Annotated in this window: 18 protein-coding genes and 1 pseudogene; 11 read left to right on the plus strand and 8 right to left on the minus strand. The window is 68.1% G+C overall.

Features of this window, described 5'->3' with window-relative positions; genetic code table 11:
- Positions 1–397: 397 nt before the first annotated feature.
- Entirely contained in the window at positions 398–1,774 is a 1,377-nt protein-coding gene (locus ACMTAK_RS42330; protein ID WP_413811034.1) for a hypothetical protein, read from the minus strand.
- Positions 1,767–2,525, minus strand: a complete 759-nt coding sequence (locus ACMTAK_RS42335; protein ID WP_413811035.1) for a cyclase family protein — start codon at positions 2,523–2,525, stop codon at positions 1,767–1,769. The genes ACMTAK_RS42330 and ACMTAK_RS42335 overlap by 8 nt, the downstream gene beginning before the upstream one ends.
- Before the next feature lie 108 nt (positions 2,526–2,633).
- On the opposite strand from ACMTAK_RS42335, the gene ACMTAK_RS42340 reads away from it, so the two are divergent.
- Positions 2,634–3,494, plus strand: a complete 861-nt coding sequence (locus ACMTAK_RS42340) for a LysR family transcriptional regulator (protein ID WP_413811036.1) — start codon at positions 2,634–2,636, stop codon at positions 3,492–3,494.
- Between the two features lie 116 nt (positions 3,495–3,610).
- On the opposite strand, the gene ACMTAK_RS42345 is transcribed toward ACMTAK_RS42340, so the two are convergent.
- Entirely contained in the window at positions 3,611–5,074 is a 1,464-nt protein-coding gene (locus ACMTAK_RS42345) for a sugar porter family MFS transporter (protein WP_413811037.1), read from the minus strand.
- Between the two features lie 389 nt (positions 5,075–5,463).
- Between ACMTAK_RS42345 and ACMTAK_RS42350 the strand changes: the two genes are divergently transcribed.
- Positions 5,464–6,483, plus strand: coding sequence for a helix-turn-helix domain-containing protein (locus tag ACMTAK_RS42350; RefSeq protein WP_413811038.1), 1,020 nt, complete (start codon positions 5,464–5,466; stop codon positions 6,481–6,483).
- Positions 6,484–6,613: 130 nt separating this feature from the next.
- On the opposite strand, the gene ACMTAK_RS42355 is transcribed toward ACMTAK_RS42350, so the two are convergent.
- Positions 6,614–7,420 carry an SDR family NAD(P)-dependent oxidoreductase gene (locus ACMTAK_RS42355; RefSeq protein ID WP_413811039.1) on the minus strand — a complete coding sequence of 269 codons (807 nt, stop codon included), beginning with the start codon at positions 7,418–7,420 and terminating at the stop codon, positions 6,614–6,616.
- A 318-nt stretch (positions 7,421–7,738) separates the two neighbouring features.
- Here ACMTAK_RS42355 and ACMTAK_RS42360 point away from each other — a divergent pair, with 318 nt between their 5' ends.
- Positions 7,739–8,338: a LysR family transcriptional regulator gene (locus ACMTAK_RS42360; protein WP_413811040.1), complete on the plus strand. Its 600-nt coding sequence runs from the start codon at positions 7,739–7,741 to the stop codon at positions 8,336–8,338.
- Between the two features lie 226 nt (positions 8,339–8,564).
- Here the strand turns inward: ACMTAK_RS42360 and ACMTAK_RS42365 are convergent.
- Positions 8,565–8,804: pseudogene (locus ACMTAK_RS42365) on the minus strand (hypothetical protein); the annotation flags it as partial.
- A gap of 51 nt (positions 8,805–8,855) precedes the next feature.
- Between ACMTAK_RS42365 and ACMTAK_RS42370 the strand changes: the two are divergent.
- Both ACMTAK_RS42370 and ACMTAK_RS42375 read left to right on the plus strand, forming a co-directional pair.
- The gene (locus tag ACMTAK_RS42370; protein ID WP_413811041.1) at positions 8,856–9,146 is read left to right on the plus strand and encodes a polymorphic toxin-type HINT domain-containing protein; all 291 of its coding nucleotides are present in this window, start codon (positions 8,856–8,858) and stop codon (positions 9,144–9,146) included.
- A gap of 179 nt (positions 9,147–9,325) precedes the next feature.
- Complete coding sequence (locus ACMTAK_RS42375; protein ID WP_413811042.1) at positions 9,326–9,868, plus strand: hypothetical protein; 543 nt, start codon at positions 9,326–9,328, stop codon at positions 9,866–9,868.
- Positions 9,869–10,792: 924 nt separating this feature from the next.
- Here the strand turns inward: ACMTAK_RS42375 and ACMTAK_RS42380 are convergent.
- The 3 genes from ACMTAK_RS42380 to ACMTAK_RS42390 form a co-directional block, all read right to left on the minus strand.
- Positions 10,793–10,930: a hypothetical protein gene (locus tag ACMTAK_RS42380; RefSeq protein WP_413811043.1), complete on the minus strand. Its 138-nt coding sequence runs from the start codon at positions 10,928–10,930 to the stop codon at positions 10,793–10,795.
- A 1,035-nt stretch (positions 10,931–11,965) separates the two neighbouring features.
- The gene (locus tag ACMTAK_RS42385) at positions 11,966–14,416 is read right to left on the minus strand and encodes an MFS transporter (protein ID WP_413811044.1); all 2,451 of its coding nucleotides are present in this window, start codon (positions 14,414–14,416) and stop codon (positions 11,966–11,968) included.
- 128 nt (positions 14,417–14,544) lie between these two features.
- On the minus strand, positions 14,545–15,024 hold the full coding sequence (locus ACMTAK_RS42390; protein ID WP_413811045.1) for a MarR family winged helix-turn-helix transcriptional regulator: 480 nt from the start codon (positions 15,022–15,024) through the stop codon (positions 14,545–14,547).
- Between the two features lie 122 nt (positions 15,025–15,146).
- On the opposite strand from ACMTAK_RS42390, the gene ACMTAK_RS42395 reads away from it, so the two are divergent.
- The 6 genes from ACMTAK_RS42395 (at position 15,147) to ACMTAK_RS42420 (ending at position 20,227) form a co-directional block, all read left to right on the plus strand.
- A complete protein-coding gene (locus ACMTAK_RS42395; RefSeq protein WP_413811046.1) occupies positions 15,147–15,365 on the plus strand; it encodes a hypothetical protein in 219 nt (72 codons plus the stop codon).
- Between the two features lie 178 nt (positions 15,366–15,543).
- On the plus strand, positions 15,544–16,896 hold the full coding sequence (locus ACMTAK_RS42400) for an MFS transporter (RefSeq protein WP_413811047.1): 1,353 nt from the start codon (positions 15,544–15,546) through the stop codon (positions 16,894–16,896).
- A 69-nt stretch (positions 16,897–16,965) separates the two neighbouring features.
- Positions 16,966–17,880: a transketolase gene (locus tag ACMTAK_RS42405; RefSeq protein ID WP_413811048.1), complete on the plus strand. Its 915-nt coding sequence runs from the start codon at positions 16,966–16,968 to the stop codon at positions 17,878–17,880.
- Entirely contained in the window at positions 17,877–18,902 is a 1,026-nt protein-coding gene (locus ACMTAK_RS42410; RefSeq protein ID WP_413811049.1) for a transketolase family protein, read from the plus strand. Before ACMTAK_RS42405 ends, ACMTAK_RS42410 begins: the two co-directional genes overlap by 4 nt.
- 65 nt (positions 18,903–18,967) lie before the next feature.
- Positions 18,968–19,735 carry an SDR family NAD(P)-dependent oxidoreductase gene (locus ACMTAK_RS42415; protein ID WP_413811050.1) on the plus strand — a complete coding sequence of 256 codons (768 nt, stop codon included), beginning with the start codon at positions 18,968–18,970 and terminating at the stop codon, positions 19,733–19,735.
- Between the two features lie 12 nt (positions 19,736–19,747).
- On the plus strand, positions 19,748–20,227 hold the full coding sequence (locus ACMTAK_RS42420) for a hypothetical protein (protein ID WP_413811051.1): 480 nt from the start codon (positions 19,748–19,750) through the stop codon (positions 20,225–20,227).
- Positions 20,228–20,231: the final 4 nt, after the last annotated feature.

Raw genomic sequence — 20,231 nt, forward strand, 5'->3', positions numbered from 1 at the left:
GACCGAAGGCTGCCCGACCAAGTCCGCGGCCGGCACCATTTCGGCCGCTTCGTGTCAGGCAGTCGCAGCTCCTGATCCGCGGCCAGTGCGGGCACCCGATGCGCCTGACCGACTTCGGCGTATCGGTCCTGGCCGCGGCCTGCCCGCTCGCTGAACTGCTCGGCGATCTTCAGCGCGGTGTCAAGACGCGAGCAGCACTCACCGAGGGACGGCCGCATCTTCCGGGCATTCGTCCCGCCGTTCGGGATCGGGTCGGTACGTTCAGTGCTCATGAAGCTGTTCACGTTTCAGCAGGGCATGGGCCGATGGGACGCTGGGACAACGCCGTCCCTCATCCACGCCTACGTCCCCGTGGAACTCGGGCAGTAACCGGGCCGGGGAGCAGACGCTGACGTCCCTAGGCGGTGTGCGCGGCGACGAGGACCGAGGAGGGCGAGAGCAGGGCGGGCGGCAGGACCGCCTGACGGTCCGAGAGAGGCAGGACCTCCTCGGCGATCTGGAGGCCGAGGGTCCCGGTCATGAACGCGCGGCGTGCGGTGATGCGTGCCCAGGTGCGCGGGTACCGTTCGGCGAGCTCGGCGCGGAGGTCGGCATCAGCGATGGCGAGGGCGTCCTCGCAGTTGGCGGCCAGGTCCGGGGTGTCACCCACGGGGATGATGTCGGCCTGCAGCGACATGCCGGAGTGGATCGTGCCGGGTGATCCTGCGGCGAAGGGGCTGTCGAGCCATTCGTCGATGTGCTGCAGGTGTCCGGGGTTCAGCAGCGGACGGATGGACGACTTCGCGAGTTCCCGGGTGGTCCGCTCGGCGATGCCGGCGGTCGACGCCCCGAGCGTGAGGCACCCGTACCAGGCGGCGATCGCGGCGAAGTATCCGGCCGCGAAGTCGACCCGCCGCTCGTCGAGTTCGCCGGCGCGCAGCACGTATCCGGCCCGTGAGGTCAGACCTCCCTGGAGCCCGACCGCGGTGGACAGCAGGTCGCCGTGCCCGATCAACCGGTCGCTCGGGCTGCGCAGTCCCACCACCTGGCCGGTTCCGGTGGTCAGCATGACGTGCGCGGTCAGGGGCAGGCCGTTGAGGCCCAGGTGCTCGGCGACCGCCAGCTCCGAGCGGCCGGGCTGCAGGGCCTCCAAGGCGCGCCAGACGTGGCCGGCGGCCCGGGTGGAGCGGTGCTCGTTGAGCGCGATCTGGTCCGCCTCGTTGCGTGAGCGCAGTCCGTCGATGCCCATCAGCACCCCGGTGGCGTCGGTGAGGTGGTCGGTGACCTCCAGGATCTCCCCGAGGACGAAGGCCGGAACGGCGTAGGCGTACGAGGCGGCCGGGGAGTCGGTGGCCGTGATCGGCCGCCAGCCGACCAGGCCCACGCGGGATTCGGCGCCGACACCGGCCTGGCGCAGGGCCCGGGACACACGCTGCTGGATGCTGCGGTCCTGCCCGGGCAGGCTGAGCGACTGGCACAGAACGGCGGTGGCGGCGACGGGCATGCCGGCGATCATCGCCTTGGACTCGTTCCCGGTCAGGATGAACGGCGCGTTGTCCAGGTCCAGCACCACCAGCGCCTCCTCGAAGCGAGGGTCGAAGCCCGTCAGGTAGAGGCTGTTGCCGGGATGCTCGCGGTCGGCGTAGACGATCAGGTGTGTGAGACCGAGCTCGCGCATCCGTGCGCGAGCGAGGCCGATCCGGCCGGCGTAGACCTCGGCCGACAGGACCGGCTCGGCTTCGAGCTCGGCCAGCGGGGGGAGTTCGACCTGACGGAGGACGATGTGATCACGCATGGCGGTTTCCCTTCGCGACGAAGGCGACGGCGCGCACCGGCGAGCCGGTGCCGCCCGCGATCTTGAGCGGCAGCGCCGCGAACAGGCAGATGGGGGGCAGCGCGTCGAGGTTGGTGAGGTTCTCCAGGACGAGGACACCATTGGGCAGGAACTCGTAGTGCGCCTTGAGGTCGGCGCCCGCCACGTCACCCGGGTCGATGCTGATGCAGTCGATGCCGACCGCTTTGACGCCCTTGCCGCGAAGGTAACTGGACGCCTCGCCGCTGAGCCCCGGCCAGCCGCGCAGGTAGTCGAAGCCCTCCGGGACCTTCCGCCAGCGCTTGGACCATCCGGTGTTGATGATGACGATGTCGCCCTCGCGGACGGATTCGTTCGCGGCCTCCCACGCCTGCACCTCGGCCCGACCGATGTGGTGGCTGGTGGTCTCGAAGGGCCCGAAGGTCATCACGACCGCGCGGCCGATCAGCTGGGACACGTCGATATCAGCGGTCGGGATGCGGCGCGGGTCGTCGTGGTCGGGGACGAAATGGGAGGGCGAATCGATGTGCGTGCCGGAGTGGTCGCACATGATGAGCTGCTTGAATTCCGCGACGTCGTCCATCGAAACATAGTCCGCGATGATGTACTTCGGATGTGTCGGGAAGGTCGGGATACCGAGTTCCAGCGTGTGGCTCAGGTCTACGAGGTCGTAATCACGCAGGGTTCCGGCGAGGCGGTCGATCTCGCCGACGGTGTCTATCTGAGAGGCCATGCCTGGTAGCCAAACACGTTGCCTGTGCGACCAACAAAGACGACTTTGCGCTTACCTAATAGGAAAAGGCTATAGGGATTGCCTATGAGGTTCGATTAGGCTGTATCTATGAGCACAGTAACCCTGCGGCAGATCGAGTACGCGCTCGCTGTCAACGAGGCGGGGGCCATCTGTGCCGCCGCGAAGGCACTGCACGTGGCGCAGCCGTCGCTGTCCCAGCAGATATCGAACCTGGAACGCTCCCTGGGCGTCGTGCTGTTCAAGCGCACCGCGACGGGCACCTCCACCACGGCGGCCGGACGGGCGTTCCTGGCCGAGGCCCAGGCGGCGGTGCATGCGGTCGAACGGGCCCGCGACCTGGCGATCCGGGCCGGGAGCAGCAAGGACGTCGTCATCGGGGCAAGCGAGCTGGTCCCTACGTCCTGGCTGGCGAAGGCGATGGGGCAGCTGCGCGCGTCCACTCCCCGGCTCTCTGCCCGTGTGGTGAACTTTTCCGATACGCAAACACTGCTGGATGCCGTCGGATCAGGTGGAGTCGACATCGCGGTCGGCCCCGTTCAGCCGTCGGCGTGGACCGGACGCAAGCACCAGGTCGGAACGCTCGAATTCGGCATCGCCGTCCCGCGCCGCTCCTCGTCCGCCGCCCGTGTCCCGAGGGGGAACCTCGCGGGAGGGGACTGGATCGCCTGCCCCTCGAACGCGTCGGTGCTGACGCAACTGCGGACGTCGATCGGCGACGTGGACACGGACCATCCGGCCGCGCCCAATCTGGCCGCCGCCGTCTCCTACGTGGACGCCGGGCTGGGAGCCACCCTGGTTCCGGTCGACTACGCGCTTCCGTCGTCGCTCCGTCTGGTCGGCATCCAGCCGGCTCCCACGGCCGATCTGTATGCGCTCGCTCCCGACGCCACCGAGGCCGCGACGTTCGACCGCATCACTCAGGAAATCACGGTCTGCGGCCACTCCTGAGCGCCTTGCACGAACGGGCCCACAAGACGGCGATGCCTCCTCGGCCGGCTGACGGCCACCACGACGGCCGGGACTCCCGTCCTCTGGGCGTCCCGGCCGTGACCTGGCGCGGCCTCTCAGCTGGGGGATGTCTGCGGGGTCTGCTGTTCGCGCGGCGCCTCGTCACCCGCCGGGCGGGATGCGATCTCCTCCAGGGACAACCCCTTCGTCTCCCGCACATACCTCGCGGCGAACACCGTGGCAGCGAGAGCGACGAGGCAGTACAGCCCATACGTCATCGACAGACTGCCCGCGGAGAGTACCGGGAAGGTCAGCGTCACCACGAAGTTCGACGTCCAGTTGGAGGCGAAGCTGATCCCGAGGGCGGTGCCCCGGATGCGATTGGGGAAGCTCTCACTCAGCAGCACCACGACGACCGGCCCCCAGGTGGAGCCGAACGCCACGACGAACAGGTTGGCGAAGACCAGAGCGACGACTCCCCAGACGTGAGGCAGGTGGGGTGTTCCGTCGACGACGGTGGCCTGTGAGAACGAGATCGCGACCATGAGGAGCGACACGAACATGCCGGCGGCTCCCGTCACGAGCAGCGGCTTGCGGCCGATGCGGTCGACGAGCCCGATCGCGATGAAGGTCACGAGGACGTTGACGACGGACGTCATCGTGGAGATGAGGAACGAGTCGGACTCCTCGAACCCGACGGCCTGCCAGAGCGTCGTCGAGTAGTAAAAAATCACGTTGATGCCGACGAACTGCTGGAAGGCGAACAGGATGATGCCGACCCAGACGATCGGCTGCAGTCCGAGACGGTGCCCGCGCACCGACCCCTTCTCACTCACCGCGTACTCAATCCCATCCTCGATCTCCCGCACGGAGGCGTCGACCATCGTGCGCGGAACGAGGCCGCCGAGGACGCTTCTCGCTTCCTCGGTCCGGCCCTGCGTGATCAGGAAGCGCGGCGACTCCGGCAGGGTCAACGCAATGAAGCCGTAGACCACCGAGGGAATGACCCCGACCAGGAACATCCAGCGCCACGCCGGAAGCCCGAGCACCACCTCGGAGGCGCCGCCGGCGGTGTCCGCGAACAACTGGTCGCACAACAGCGCCGCGAAGATGCCAACCGTGATGGCGAGCTGCTGCAGTGACCCGAGCCGCCCCCGATTGCCCTTCGGCGCGATCTCCGAGATGTAGGCCGGTGCGATCACCGATGCCGTGCCGATCCCGATTCCACCCACGAGACGCCACAGCACGAAGTCCCACAGCGCGAAGGCGAACGCGCTGCCGACGGACGAGACCAAAAACAGGACCGCCGCCCAGAACATGATGCGCGTGCGGCCCCAGCGGTCGGCGAGGCGGCCGGCCAGATACGCCCCGAAGGCACACCCGAGAAGCGCTGACGCCACCGCGAGGCCACTCGCGCCTTCGGACAACCCGAACTGATCACTGATCGCGTTGACGGCTCCGTTGATGACGGCGGAGTCGAAACCGAAAAGGAAACCGGCGACAGCCGCCGCAATGGCGAGCATCCGAACACGGCCGGGACGATAATTGTCCCCCAGGGCGGATTCTTCGATACGATCCACTACTTACCCCTTTGTGTTCGCTTCATGACCGGCCACACGAACTCCCTCTTCCGGCGACCACGAAATCGCGCATCAGCAGCAGGGGGAGCGGCCACGAAGGGCAGCTCGGTCAATTCAGGCATCGATACGGGCGGGCATGCGTCAACCAGGAAGCGCGACCGCAGTGGTTATCGCTCCGTGCCTTCGTATGCCGTCAAAGGTGAAGTCAAGCCGCATTCGTCCGTCGTTTACAAAGACGAGTTTCCTCTGCGCCGATAGGTTCGACCTCTTACCTGCGCTTGCCGAGAATGTCATCCGCCCTGGTCGGACGCCTGCACCCGGGCTGGCGGTCGTCGGTCCCGTCGCTTGAGTCGGCGTAGCGGGTAGTCGACGCGTCATGATGATCGACCGTGCTGCTGCGACTGGCCTACCTGGGAGTGACCAACGCGTTCGCGCTGCTGCGTCTGCTGCCGATGGGCGACCGGGGCAAGGATGTGGAGATCCTGGCCCTCCGCCATCAGGTCACGGTGCTCGAGCGCCAACTCGGTGGTGATCGAGTACGGTTCACGCCGAGCGATCGGGCGTTCCTGGCGGCGCTGCTGCACCGGCTGCCGTTGCCGGTTCTGCGGCGTGTGCGGCTGCTCGTGCGTCCTGACACGGTGCTGTGCTGGCATCGCGACTTCGTCAGGGGCCGTCATGCCGCCTTATCGCGGTCCAAGCGACCCGGTCGACCTCGTACGGCGCGGTCCATCCGGATTCTGGTGCTGCGTCTGGCGGGGGAGAATCCGCAGTGGGGGTACAGACGGCTGCACGGCGAGTTGCTCGTGCTGGGGGTGAAGGTGGCCGCCTCGACCGTCTGGAGGATTCTGAAGGATGCCGGTGTCGATCCGGCGCCCGACCGGGGCTCCAGCACGTGGGCCGACTTCCTGCGTTTCCAAGCCGACGCCCTCCTGGTCTGTGATTTCTTTGATGCGGTCACCTCGTCCGGCGCGCGGATGTACGTACTCGTGGTGATCGAACACAGCAGTCGCCGCATCCGGGTCCTTGGCGGCACCGCACACCCGACCGCATCCTGGGTCACACAGGCGGGTGTTTTGATCCGGTTCGGCCACGATCGACCGGACTCGGTCCCGTCTGGCTCCCCCTTTTATGGCCCGCACGTAAAGGCGCGCCGGGTCCAGGAATCCTGGGCGCCAGGGGACGGGAACCCGTACGCGAGCCCCCGAATCATAGGGCCACGCGTACGGGTTGACGGCCGCCGATCAGACATCACCAGGGGCATCCGGGTGGACGGAGCACGGCCCGAAGGCTGCCCCTGGCTGTCCGGCTGCCGACGCCTGCACCGCCGCTACGAACGCAAGCCGGAACACTTCCTCGCCTTCACCGCCATCGCCGCGACCCTCATATGTCACCGCAGACTGGCCAAGTGACATGACCTCTCAGCACCTCGAGCGCGGTTACAGGTCCTGTGCGGTCGGTGTAGCGGTTGGTGATCGGAAGCAGCGTTCCCATGAGGATCCCGCGGAGCGGGTCTGCAGACTCAGGCGTTGTCAGGGTGTGTCAGGTTCGCAGGCCGCCAGAGGCGGTGAGGCGCTCTCCGGTGACCCATGCGGCGTCGTCGGAGGCGAAGAAGACCGCCGCCCGCGCCAGATCCTTGGGCTGACCGATACGGCCCAGGGGGGTGCGCCCGATCATGTCCGTCTCGGCGTCACTGCCGATGAAGCCGGCCGCGTGGATACCTTCCGTCTCCACACCGCCAGGGGCCAGGGTGTTCACTCGGATCCCGCGAGGGCCGAGCTCGGCGGCCAGGACTCGCGTCAAGGCATCGACGGCGCCCTTCGTCGCGGCGTACACCGACATCCCCGGCACCGCGCGGGCGCTGTCCAGCGATCCGATGTTGATAACCGACCCGCCGTCGGACCCGAAGTACTTAAGGGCTTCCTGGATCGTACGGATCGGTCCGGTCACGTTGACGGAAAGCTGACGGTCGATCTCCTGCTGCGTGACGGTCTCCAGCGGCTGTGCGTGATAGACACCGGCATTGTTGACGAGGATGTCGAACCGGCCGTACGCGTCTACGGTCCTGGCGAAGAGGCGCTCAACATCCGCAGGCACCGACACGTCGCCCTGCATGGCGATCGCGGTCCCCCCTCGCGCCTGGATGTCCTGCACCACCCGCTCGGCGCCAGCGGCACTGGAGGCGTAGTTGACCACGACCGACGCTCCGGCCGCAGCGAATTCCCGCGCGATGCCCGCCCCGATGCCCTTGGAAGCACCCGTCACGAGCGCGACTTTTCCCGCCAGTCTCGAATCGGCGTTCTTCGGCGATACCCCGTCGCCGCGACCAACACCTGTCTGATTTGCCATGATTGCCACTCCCGTCCATGTTGGTGAGCGTTCGGGTGACGCGGGCCTCCGGGGCAACTGCCCGGGATCTAGACGATGCGTTGTCGAACAGAACCCGCCGGGCGGCCTCGCCGCCACGGGCCCCTCACAGGCGCGCCCGTACCGACTCCCGCCCTGATGGCCACCGCTTTCGGCGGCGGCGATCCACCGGACATGCACCACGGTAGGATCCGCGAGACATAGAGACAAATAGTGTCATCGCATGTCTGAGATTGGCATTGCCTATGCCACCCAAGGTGGAAGCGGATGAACCCGCGGCAATACGGATACGCTTTGGCTATGGCCGAAGAGGGCTCCATGACAGCGGCTGCTGAGCGTCTGCGCGTCACGCAGCCGTCCTTGTCGCCGCAGATCGGCGCTCTGGAAAAGCACCTCGGTGTGCAGCTGTTCACTCGGACATCGGGCGGGGTCACAGTGACCATGGCCGGACGCGCCTTCCTCGCCGAGGCAGAGATCGCGACCACCGCGTGCCGCAGAGCCGTCCTGGCTGCCCGTGCCGCCTCCGGGGAACTGGCCGGTGAACTCATCATCGCCGTCCACATGGGCCTGGGAGCACGACGGCTCCCTCTGGCACTGGGCCGGCTCCGCCACCGCCACCCGAAACTCCAGGTCATTCTCCACGAGGAGCCCGATCCAGCGGATATGGAACGGCCGGCCCGCCAGGGAACGCTCGACATCGTCCTCGTCCACCGCATCCCCACCGGCTGCACATTCGACATCCACCCCCTGGGCGAGGAGACCTACGTCGCCGTCCTGCCCGAGGGACACCCGCTCCTCGCCAGCGACAGGGCCCTGCGCATGGCAGACCTTGCGACACAGGGATCTTGGGCGTCACCGTGGTTCCGGCATCGGCCGTGCCCGAAAGCTTCGAACAGCTAGCCCGCCCGTTCCTGCCTTCCCTGACCGAACCCGTCATCGTCGGTACACGCCGCCACCCAGGTTCGGCGGAGGCAGCCGTGCTCGACCACCTCTATCAGCAGAACTGGTGCGGCACCAGCCTCCTCGCCCCGCATACCGCCCTCTGAGCCAAGGGCCCCACTGATCGTCGGCCGCGCGCTTGTCCCGGACGGGCCATAGGCCGCCAGGCAGGTCGGGGAGCTGGAAGAAACGCCTGTTCGGTGCCGGTCCAGGAGAACACCTCCAGCAGCTCCTCGGTCAGGTCCACCCTCGGCAGCATCGCGTTCACTGCGCCCCGCAACTCCAGCAGGGAGGCCGGTTCGGGTTCCGGCTCCTCCCGGTAGGCGCCCTCCAGCAGCGCGGCCGGATGCCCGCCCGCCTCCCTGGGCAGGTTCAGCGAGGCAAGCACGGTCGGCCTTGTCTGCTGCCACGCCTGGCCGGCCAGCAGCCACTCCCAGGGCTACGACTACTGCACGGAAGGCCGAGAAGAAGGCTGACGATGCGGTCGACGCAGGCCCGCTGGGTGGACGCCGGCGACGTCATCACCGGCATGCGGCTCCGCACGGACAAGGGCAAGGCCGTGACGGTCACCTCCGTGCGCCGCTTCGCGAAGCTGCAACGCACCTACGACCTCACAGTCAGTAGAATCCACACGTACTATGTGCTGGCGGGCGAGACTCAAGTCCTCGTTCACAACAGCAACGGATGCGTAAATTGGGCCTCCAACAGCGTTAAAACGTGGGGTCATGCATTTCAGTGGCTGGATAATGACGCCGCTGCAGGGTCTTGAAGGGACTCCATATCGAAGGAGCCGGACCTAGGTCGGTACGCATTCCGGAAGGATTGGGGCAGGTGATTATGCCGGATGGCAGTATCGTCCAAGCGCGGGCAGCTACCATCGTCCCGAGTCCAAGTGGGCTGTACAAGACGGGATTCCCGATCATTGGCCCGAACTAGGAGGCTGGAGACATGAGCTTCTCTGTGTCGTTCAATCCGGCCGTGCGGTCTGGTGCTGTGGCTCCTGCTTCGGCGAGTCCGGAGCCGGGTGCCGAGTATGAAACCCTCGTCATGGAGGCGTGTAGCGCCCTCTCTGATGCTGGAGGCGGAAGATTCCACATTGGCGGTTTCGGGAGTGATGAGTGGCCGCTCGATGTCGCGTATGACTTGTCTGCCTTCATGGAGCAGCTTCCGTCGCTTCTGGCGGGTGTTCGCGAGCATCGCGAAGTCGAGGTGGATCTCTACTCGCAAGGTATTGAGAGGACTTTGACCTTCCGTTCAAGCGGGGATCTCGTGGTGATTCACTGTAATTCCCGGACCAATTGGGTTCCGAACCCAGAGCGCGAGAACATTGCACGGGGTGAGCTAGTCGCGATGCTCTCGAAATTGGCTGAAGACTTCGCCGGAGGGTTGAAAGCGATCAATTTCGAACTGTCGGAGGTCGCACCATTCGAACGTTGGCTGGCGGGTGAGGTGGTGCACCCTGACTCTGCGGTGGGTGACGGCAGTAGTTGACGGCAACGTCACTGGACGGTGGCTCCGCACAGCGGCGGGTCGTCGGCGTCGTCGCGGGTTGACGACGGCGCGCTGGAGGCGGAGTCGGACGTGGGCGTAGACGGTGGCGGTGACACCGATGTGGGCGTGGCCGAGGAGTTCCTTATGACGACGAGTTCGACGCCCTGTTCAAGGACGAGATCAAGTGCACGATGAAGTGACCGGTCGCTGCGCCGCGCAGGTTCGGATGGCCTGACCTGTGCGGTCCGGCGACCGGTCGATGCTTCAGCCCTTGACCGAGACCCCGACGAGTGCGACCCGGGCTTGTTCCTCGCCCAGCATCATCTGCTACCGCTTGAGGAAATCGCGCACGTCCGGGGCCGCGGAGGGAACACTGACCCGTTCTGGGGCTCATGGGTTCCGTTCGCCGTCACCGACTACTCCCTGCCGCCGTGGGGCGGCCTGGCAGTCGATGCTGGTGGTCGGCTCGCAACCTTCCACCTGGCCGGCGGTGAGCCGCCATCTGAACCGCTCACCTCCCCGGGGTACGGATCCCTCAGCGAGTTCCTGGCCGCCCTGGCCGAAGCCTTCACTCAAGGCACCGGCCCGTTGATGACCGCAGCTGTTCCTGGGATTCACCGCGGCGTGTTGGTATGGGGGCCGCTGCCGGGCAAGGGCGCTCCATGGACATCGGCGCACCCGGAGGACGGCTCCACAGTCTGAGGGCAGCGCGATAGGGCCATGAGGCAGACCGGGGCACGAATGGCGAGTAGTTGTCAGCCATCCCTGTTCAGCGATGACGCGCAGCACGTGCGGCGGCTTCCGGTATCGATTGTCCAGGGCAAGACCGATGTGCCGTTGGACCACACGCAGATTGATTGGAAGACGGTATCGCGTGGTCGGACCCGGTCGGCCACCGTTGCCGGAAGAGACGGTCGTGCTCATTCAGCGCTCGGCGAGAGAGAACCCGACCTGGGGTACGTCAGCATCCAGGGTGAGCTGGATCGGCTCGGTCATCGGGTCGCCGCCGCCACTATCCGGCGCGTCCTCTTCGTCATGGAGATCGCCACCCGGCGCGTTCACGTCCTGGGTGTCACCGCCCGCCCGACCGGCGCATGGCCCCAGACGACGCCCCGAACATCATCCCCTTGCCCGCCGCCGCGGTCAGGCGTCGCCAGGTACTTGGCGGACTGTTCAACGAGTACCGCACCATGTCACCCCAACTGCCTCACCATCCACAGGGAATGCCCAGCTCAGCAGCCTGATCGGAATAGGCAATCGTGAACAGCGGCCCTCATGGAATTCGCCAACTCGATGGCGTTTTCGCGGTAAAATCCAGTTCGAATGTGAAAGGTCTCCTCTGGCGGCAGTGCGACGACCGCATGGGTGATGCTGGCGTAAATTGAGTGGAGCTGCCTGAGCGTGAAGGTGCACGTGTCAGATGTATTTTCTGGCACATGCGCTACCTCTGTCGTGATGTTTTCCAGTTCCCTCTTCGGGCTGCCCGCGCAGAGTTCCGTCATGGCGTCTCCGTCATGGGCCTCCATGGTGAGTGCGATGCACTCTCGGAACAGGGCTGCCTGCGCAGGCGTAAGCCTCAACGACATACCTCCTGGGTCATATGACTGGATTCGAATCCTTGCTCTCATTTTGGCCTGTATCTCTCCGAGTCGAAAGAATCCGATGAATAGTGGTATGCGTGAATTCGGTATGCTGTCTCGACGATCAGGACGCCGCGCCCTCTGTCATAGGCAACGCCCGACCCAGTTCTGGTGTCGACGTGGGTGGTCTTGCCCTCGAAGGATGCCAGATATCGAGCCAACTCCTTCGAGTTCGAGCCAATGCCTGATATGGAGTGATCTGCTGCGTTGGCGGAGCCATCGTTCATTCGCTGAAAATCGTGGTCCACGCCTTCCGCGACGCGCGCTCCATGCCCTGGCCGCCGCCCAGAGCGAGCTCGCCGAGGCCCGCTCGCGCTCTGCGCCCCGCTGAGGCGGTACGTGGTGAGTCCCGGACCGGCGGCGGGCCGTCCCCTGCCGTTACGGACCACCGGGTCCGCGGTTTTTCACCGCCGGGCCGGGCACGCCTCCGCTCCCGGCGTGTCCGGCCCGGGGTGTGTCAGTCGCCCGGGTGGGAGAGCTCGATGTCGTGGCTCTCCACACCCGAGCCGTGCACGGTCAGGTTGGTGGCCTTCGGCGGGTAGCCGGCCGCCGTGACCGTGTACTCGCCGCCGTCCAGGTCGGTGAAGGCGTAGCCTCCGTCGTCGCCGGTGGTCGCGGTGGCCACCACGTTGCCGGCCGCGTCGATGAGCGTGACCCGCGCGTCGTGCAGCGGTCGGCCCGCGGCCTGAACCACGCCCCGCACCTGCCGGCCGGAGAGAAGTTCGACCTCGGCCCTGGTGACGCCCTGCGCGGTTATCTCGACGGGCAATGCGATCGGCCGGTACCCGGCCGCGGTCACCGCGAGAGTCAGCGGGCCGGGCACCAGCTCGTCGAAGCCGAAGGCGCCGTCCGTGTCGGTCAGTCCGGCGGCGAGCACGTCGCCGCGCACGTCGGCCGCGACCACCATGGCGCCGACGACCGGCTCCTCGCGGTCGGCCGACCTGACCGTGCCGACCAGGCCACTGGTGCCGGAGAGCAGGATGTCGTACGGGACCGGCTCGCCGCCGACCACGACCGTGGACGCCTGTGGCTGGTGGCCCTCGACGGAGGCGATGAGCACATAGCTGCCCGCGCCCGGCGCGTCCACCGCGTACGAACCGTCCAGACCGCCCACCACACGGCCCACCTGCCGCCCGCCCGGCGAGATCAGGGTGACCGCCGCCTGCGGCACGGGTGCCGACTCGGCGCCGCGGACATGGCCGCTGATCCGGATGCCGCCGGATGACGGGACCGCGGCCGCGGCACTCGCGGTCGCCGCCGGGACGGGCGAAGTGTCCGTGGCCGGCGCGGCCGAGGCAGCGGCCGGGCTCGGCACCTTCTCGTCCTCCTCGTCGTGCTCGTCCTTCCGGCCGCGGAGGCCGAGCGCCGCGAGGGCGGCGCCGACGAGGGCGAGGACGCCGGTGACCAGGACGGCGGTGTGGACACCGTTCATGAAAGCGGTGTGGCTGCCCTCCGTCACGGCCGTCCTGAGCTGTGCGGGCATCGCGTCGGAGACCGGGGCGGCGCCCATCGCGACCGCGTCCTTCGCCTCCTCGAAGCGAGCGGCGGCCGAGTGGGGCAGCCCGGCGTCGGTCAGTGAGTCGGTGAGCGTGGAGCCGACGCGGCTGCTGATGAGGGAGACGAGCACCGACGTGCCGAGCGCTCCGCCGACCTGGAGCGAGGTGGCCTGGAGGCCACCGGCGATGCCACCGTCCCTGACGGGGGCATTGCCGACGATCGCGTCTGAGGACGCGGACATCACCATGCCGACGCCGAGACCGAGCGCGACGAACGGCGGCCACAGGGCGTTGTACGACGAGTCGTCGCTCCACGCGAGCATGGTGAACGCGGCGCCGGCCTGGAGCACCATCCCGAGCGGCATGGTCAGGCGCGGGCCGAACTTCTCGGTGAGCTTCGCACCGAGCGGCGAGGCCACCATGGAGGCGAGGCTGAGCGGCAGGGTGCGTACACCGGACTCGACGGGCGTGAAGCCGCGTACGTTCTGCAGGTACAGCATCACAAAGAAGATCACGCCGAGCAGGACGAAGAAGTTCAGCGCGGTGACGAACGTACCGATGGTCAGGGCCGGATTGCGGAACAGCCGCATGGGGAGCAGGGGGTGGGCGACGCGGGTCTCGTACCAGCCGAAGAGGACCAGCACGACGGTACCGCCGGCGATCGCGCCGAGCGTGCCGGCCGAAGTCCAGCCCCATGTCTCGCCCTTGACGACGCCGAAGACGACGGCGAGGAGTCCGAGGGCGAGCAGCACGACGCCGGGCACGTCGAACTTTTCACTCGCGGCCGCCTCGTTCCTGGACTGCGGCAGAACCACGAGGCCGAAGACGAGGGCGATGACGCCGATGGGGGCGTTGATGTAGAAGACCGACTCCCAGTTGACGTGCTCGACGAGCAGCCCGCCGACAATGGGGCCGAGCGCGGTGGAGACGGACGAGATCATCGCCCAGATGCCGACCGCCATACCGAACTTCTTCGGCGGGAACACGGCACGCAGCAACGCCAGGGTGTTGGGCATGAGCATCGCGCCGAAGAGGCCCTGCACGGCGCGGAAGGCGATGACGCCCTCGACCGAGCCGGCAAGGCCGATCGCGACGGACGCGGCGGTGAAGCCGACGACGCCGACGAGGTAGAGCGTACGGCGCCCGAGGCGGTCGCCGAGCTTGCCGCCGAGGATAAGGGTGGCGGCGAGGGCGAGCAGGTAGGAGTTGGTGACCCACTGCAGTTCGGCAGTGGTGGCGCTCAGGTCGCGGGCGATCTCGGCGTTGGCGATCGAGACGACCGAGCCGTCAAGGCCGACCATGAACAGACCGAGCCCGACGGCGACCAGCGTCAGCCAGGGATTGGCGCGACGACCGCGGCGGTGGGAGTCGGATACGGGGGTGGGCGCTGTGGAAACAGCGGTGACAGACATGGGTGAGACGTCCTCGGGACGTGGGGCGCGCGGCTAGGGGCGCGTGGACATGTGTGGAGGGAGGGAGCGCACACCCAGCCCCACCGCAGCAGCGGCAAGGGCAGTGGGCGTACGGGCAGTCGGACCGGTCAGGCGGAGTGGTCGCGCAGGCGCCTGGTGAGAGCCTCAAGGGCGCCGAGCGCCGAGCCGAGGGCACCGAGGTCGCCGTCGGAGAGGGTACGCAGCGCGGACGCGAGCTGCGCCGCCGCGATGTTCTCGACCTCGCCGATGCGCTGACGCGCCATGGCCGTGACGCACAGGTGCGCCACGCGCTTGTCGGTGTCGTCCTGATGCCGCTCGAGCAGGCCCGCTTCGGTGAGACGGGTGACCAGGGCGCTGACGTTGTTCGGCATCATCCGCAGCGCGTCGGCCGCCTTGTGGACGGTGGCGCCGTCGTGCTCGGCGACGTACTGAAGCAGGGCCAACTGCCGCTCGGGGAGCTTGGGATAGGGCAGTTGCCGGTCGACGCTCTGTTTGATGTACCGGTTCACCGTGGGCAGGCACGCCACGAGGCCGGCGGCCACATGGTCGACGCTCTGGCTCGGACGAGCCTCACTGGATCCGGACACGCCGCCAAGTTATCTATGACAAGAAACCTATGTCAAAATACTGATTGCTGGTCGCAGACGGCCCGCAGGCGGCCATGGCTCGCCGTGCACGCGGCGGAGGATCGGCCCCGATCACCGGTGACATGGTCGATGCGCGGGTCTTCCGCGGCCCCGCCGCGGTTATCGGCGCCACGGCCGTCGAGGAGCGCGATGCGATCGGTGGTGCCGTGTTCATCGAAGGGCTCGCCAAACTCGATCAACTCCCCGCCATCGGCGCCCACTTCCCGTTCCCGTCGCTGAAGATTCCCAGGTCGTCCGGCGGGCGGGGCAGGGCGGTCGGCTGGTTGCCCGCGGCCCGGTAGCGGGCCGCCTTCCCGCCGTGGAAGAGACCGCGCGCTACCCGAGTAGATGACGCGGGTCTTCGCCGGATGGGTTGACAGCGCCTCATCATCGCCGCAGCATCGCTCTCGGCTGTTGACTGTCAACAGACAACAGTCGGGGCCGGGACAGATGACCCGCTGAGGATCGAGGAGGATCGGCATGGCTGAGTCCAGGGCGCCGCAACAGGCGGCGCACGGGTCGCCCGAGCGGCTGAGGGTCGCCGTCGGATGCGGGGTCGGCGCGACCATCGAGACATACGACTTCATCGGCTTCGGCACGGCCGCGGCGCTCTACTTCGGCGACGTGTTCTTCCCCGACTCCGACCCGCTGTCGGCCACCCTGCTGTCCTTCGCGACGCTGGGGATCGGCTTCGCCGCCCGGCCTCTGGGCGGTATCGTCGCCGGTCACCTCGGGGACCGCGTCGGCCGCAAGCCCGTGCTGGTCGGATCCCTGCTGCTGATGGGCGTCGCGACCGTACTGATCGGCTGTCTGCCCACCTACCAGATGGTCGGGGTCTGGGCTCCGGTCCTGCTGGTGGCCGTCCGCGTGATCCAGGGCCTCGCCTTCGGCGCCGAATGGGGAGGCGCCATCCTGATGACCTTCGAGCACGCCCCGTGGCGACGGCGCGGCCTGTACACGGGCATCACACAGGCCGGCTTCCCGGTCGGACTGCTGCTCGCCAACCTCGCGTTCCTGATGAGCCGGCACACCCTGGACGACACCTGGGCCTGGCGCGTGCCGTTCCTGCTCAGCGCCGTCCTGATCGCCGTGGGCATCTTCATCCGGCTCAAGATCGACGAATCGCCCCAGTTCGAGGAGATCAAGGAGTCCGGCGAACTCGCCAAGAACCCGCTGCTCACAGTGATCCGCGAGGACTGGCGCAACGTTCTGCGGGCCTTCTGCCTGCGGACCACGGAGACCGCGGGATACGCCGTCTCGGTCACCTTCGTCCTGTCCTACCTGGACGATGGTCACGCCCCCGACGTATCGAGCACCACCACCCTCACCGCGCTGGTGACGGCCGCGGCCCTCGGCATCGCGGCCACCACGCTCTGGGGCCGCCTGTCGGACCGGGTCGGTCGCCGCCCGGTCTACCTGTTCGGCTGCGCGGTGAGCGTCGTCTGGGGCATCCCGCTCTTCCTGTTCGTCAACACCGGGACGGCGGCACTGGTCATGGTCGCCTTCGTAATCAGCTACGCCGTCTGCCAGAACTGCCTGGCCGGCGTCCAGGGGGCCTGGTTCTGCGAGCTGTTCGCCACCAGGACCCGCACCGCCGGAACGTCCCTGGCCTATCAACTGTCCGCGGTGGTCTCCGGTTTCACGCCCATGATCGCCACCGCGCTGTACTCCGGCACCGGGTGGATCGGCCCCGCGGTGCTGTTCACCTGCTACGGCCTGCTGGGCTTCGTGGCAACGCTGGTGACGCGCGAGACATGGGGCGAGCCCGAGCGCCGGGAGACCGACCGGGCCGTGACGGCGTCCGCCGAACCCGCGCTCAAGGCCGCCCACTGAGAGACCTCAAGGCCGCCCACTGAGAGACCTCAAGGCCGCCCACCGAGAGAAGAGACGAGGATGACTGCGATGACCACTCAGGCCACCCCCGCGGCGGGGGTGTCGCCCGCCGAGCGGGTGCGTGCCGTGAAGGAATCCGCCTACCGCATCCGTATGCACGCGCTGGACATGGGGGAGACCCAGGGGCAGGGCTACATCGGACAGGCGCTGGGTGTGGCCGACGTCCTGGCCGTCCTCTACCAGGACGTCCTCAACCACCGTCCGCACGAGCCGGAATGGCCGCAGCGTGACCGGTTCCTGCTGTCGATCGGGCACTACGCGATCGCGCTGTACGCGGCGCTCGCCGAGGCGGGCGTGCTGGAGGTCGGCGAACTCGCCACCTACGGCAGTGACGACTCGCGTCTGCCCATGTCGGGCATGGCCTCGTACACCCCCGGCATGGAGATCTCCGGTGGCTCCTTGGGACACGGTCTGGGAGTAGCCACCGGCATGGCCCTCGGCCTGCGCCACCAGGGCAGCGACGCCCGCGTGTACAACCTGCTCTCCGATGGCGAACTCGACGAGGGCTCCACCTGGGAGGCCGCGCTGGCCTGCGCCCATCACGGGCTGGACAACGTCACCGCCATCGTCGACGTCAACGCCCTCCAGGCCGACGGCCCGACCAAGGGCGTGCTGCGCACCGAGCCGGTCAGGGCCAAGTGGGAGGCGTTCGGCTGGCATGCGATCCGCGTGGACGGCAACGACATCGACGCGCTCGTCGCGGCCTTCGACCGCCTGCGCGAACACCGTGGATCACCTGCTGTGCTCATCTGCGACACCAGGATCGGGTGCGGTGTGCCGATGCTGGAGACCCGGGAGAAGGCGCACTTCATGCGGGTGGAGGAACACGAATGGCAGGCCGCGCGCGACGAGTTGACTGAGCGTCACCGGAGCGGGGCCGACTCCGACCGCGCAACCACCCACGGAGAGGGACCCGTTCGATGAACAGCTCCGCGCCGACTGAGGCCGCGCCCACACAGACCGAGGCCCCCAAGCGGAGGCTCACCACCTCCGCGATGATCGCCTCGATCGCGGAAGAGGGACAGCGCACCACAAAGGCCCCCTTCGGGCACGCGCTGGCACGGCTCGCCGAAGAACGCTCCGATGTGGTCGGGCTCTCGGCGGACCTGGCGAAGTACACCGACATGCACATCTTCCGCGAGGCCCACCCCGACCGCTTCTTCCAGATGGGCATGGCAGAACAGGCGATGCTGGGCGCGGCGGCGGGGCTGGCCGAGGTGGGCCTGACCCCGTTCGCCTCCACCTACTCCGTCTTCGCCACCCGCCGCGCGTATGACTTCCTGTGCCTGGACATCGCCGAGCCGCAGCTGGGCGTCAACGTCGTCGGCGCGCTGCCCGGACTGACCACCGGCTACGGGCCCAGCCACCAGGCGACCGAGGATCTGGCCATCCTGCGCGGCATGCCCGGCCTGACGATCGTGGACCCCGCGGACTCCGTCGACATCGAACAGGCCGTCCCGGCACTGGCCGCCCACCCCGGCCCCACCTACACACGACTGCTGCGAGGGGCGGTGCCCACCGTCCTGGACGAGTACGACTACCGGTTCGAATTCGGCAAGGCGGCGCAGCTGCGTGGTGGCCGTGACGTGCTGTTCATCTCGACCGGTCTGATGACGGTACGGGCCCTGAGCGCGGCGGCGGAACTCGAATCCGACCGTGTCGACGTCGCCGTCCTGCATGTGCCGACGATCAAGCCGTTCGACCGCGAGACGGTGGTGCGGGAGGCCGGCACGGGGCGCCTCGTGGTGACCCTTGAGAACCACAGTGTCGTCGGAGGTCTCGCCGAGTCCGTGGCTTCCAGCCTGGCCTTCTCCCAGCAGGCGGCCCGCATCGTCCCGATCGGGCTGCCCGACGAGTTCCTCGCCGCGGGCGCACTGCCCACCCTCCACGACCGCTACGGGCTCTCCGTCGCGGCGATCAAGGAACGCGTCCGCCGCGAACTCTGATCCCGCGCGGGACATCCGCGCTCACTCCCTTCTCCACTCCCCATTCCACTCCTCAGGAGCACCGCATGGCCAGCGAGCACACCCCCCGCACCGCCGTCGTCACCGGGGCGGGCTCCCGCCGCGGCATCGGACGCGCCACCGCGCACGCGCTGGCCGCCGCCGGCTACCACATCGCCGTCCTCGACCTGGACAAGGAGGCAGCCGAGGACACCGCCCGGGAAGTCGCCGCCCGGCACGGCGTACAGGCGTTGGGCCTGGCGGCGGACGTCACCGACGCCGACGCGGTCGACGCGGCGATCACGCAGACCGAGGCGGGACTCCCGCCGATCGGTGCCCTCGTCAACAACGCGGGCATCACCTCGCCGACTCGTTTCCTCGACGTCACGCCCACCGAGTGGGACACGATCTTCGAGGTGAACGTCCGCGGTAGCTACCTGGTCACCCACCGGGTGGCCACGGGTATGGCCGAGCGCGGGTTCGGCCGCATCGTCTTCCTCTCCTCCGTGTCGGCCGAGCGCGGCGGCGGCGTCTTCGGGGGAGTGGCCTACTCGGCCGCCAAGGCCGCCCTGCTCGGCTTCGCCAAGGCGCTCTCCCGCGAACTCGGGCCCGCCGGGGTCACCGTCAACTCTGTCGCCCCCGGCCTGATCGACACCGATATCACCCAGGGCAAGCTGGACGAGGACCGCAAGGCAGCCATGATCGCGGACATCCCCGTGCGCCGTATCGGCAGCGTCGACGACGTGGCCGACGTCATCGCCTTCCTGTCCCGGCCCGAATCCGGCTACCTCACCGGCGTCACCTACGACATCAACGGAGGATCCCACCTGCACTGAGGACCCTTCGGGGTGGTTCGCTCACCTCCGGGACCCGAGCCCGGGGGCGAGCGGACCCAGGGCCTCCTCCGGCGGAAGCGCTCCGCGCCACTCTCGCCCGGGGCCCGTGGCCACCTGGTGGCGGTCCCGGGCGATGGCGGCGCGCGCGACGCCGTAGCGGATCTCCACCGGGTCGTGGACCGCTTCGTACCGGACACGCCCCAGGTCACCGCGCAGCAGGATCCGCAACGGGTCACCATCGACGAGATCGCGCGCCGCGCCCGCATCGACAAGGGCACCGTCTGCCTGCACCGGAGGACGGAGGAGGTGCTGTTCGCCGAGCTGGTGCGGCGTGAGTTCCAGGGCGTGCTCGGTGTCATCGCTTCCAAGATCGAGCAGGACCCGGCGGCGCTCGCCCGCCTCGGGGGATTGCCGTATCCGCGGGCCCGTCCGCGGACGACCGGGCGGGCCCTACCTTGCCGAGCGTGCCCCGGCGTGAGACACGCACCTTGAGGTC

This window comes from Streptomyces lacaronensis (genome assembly GCF_047337785.1).
Taxonomy (GTDB): Bacteria; Actinomycetota; Actinomycetes; order Streptomycetales; family Streptomycetaceae; genus Streptomyces; species Streptomyces lycopersici.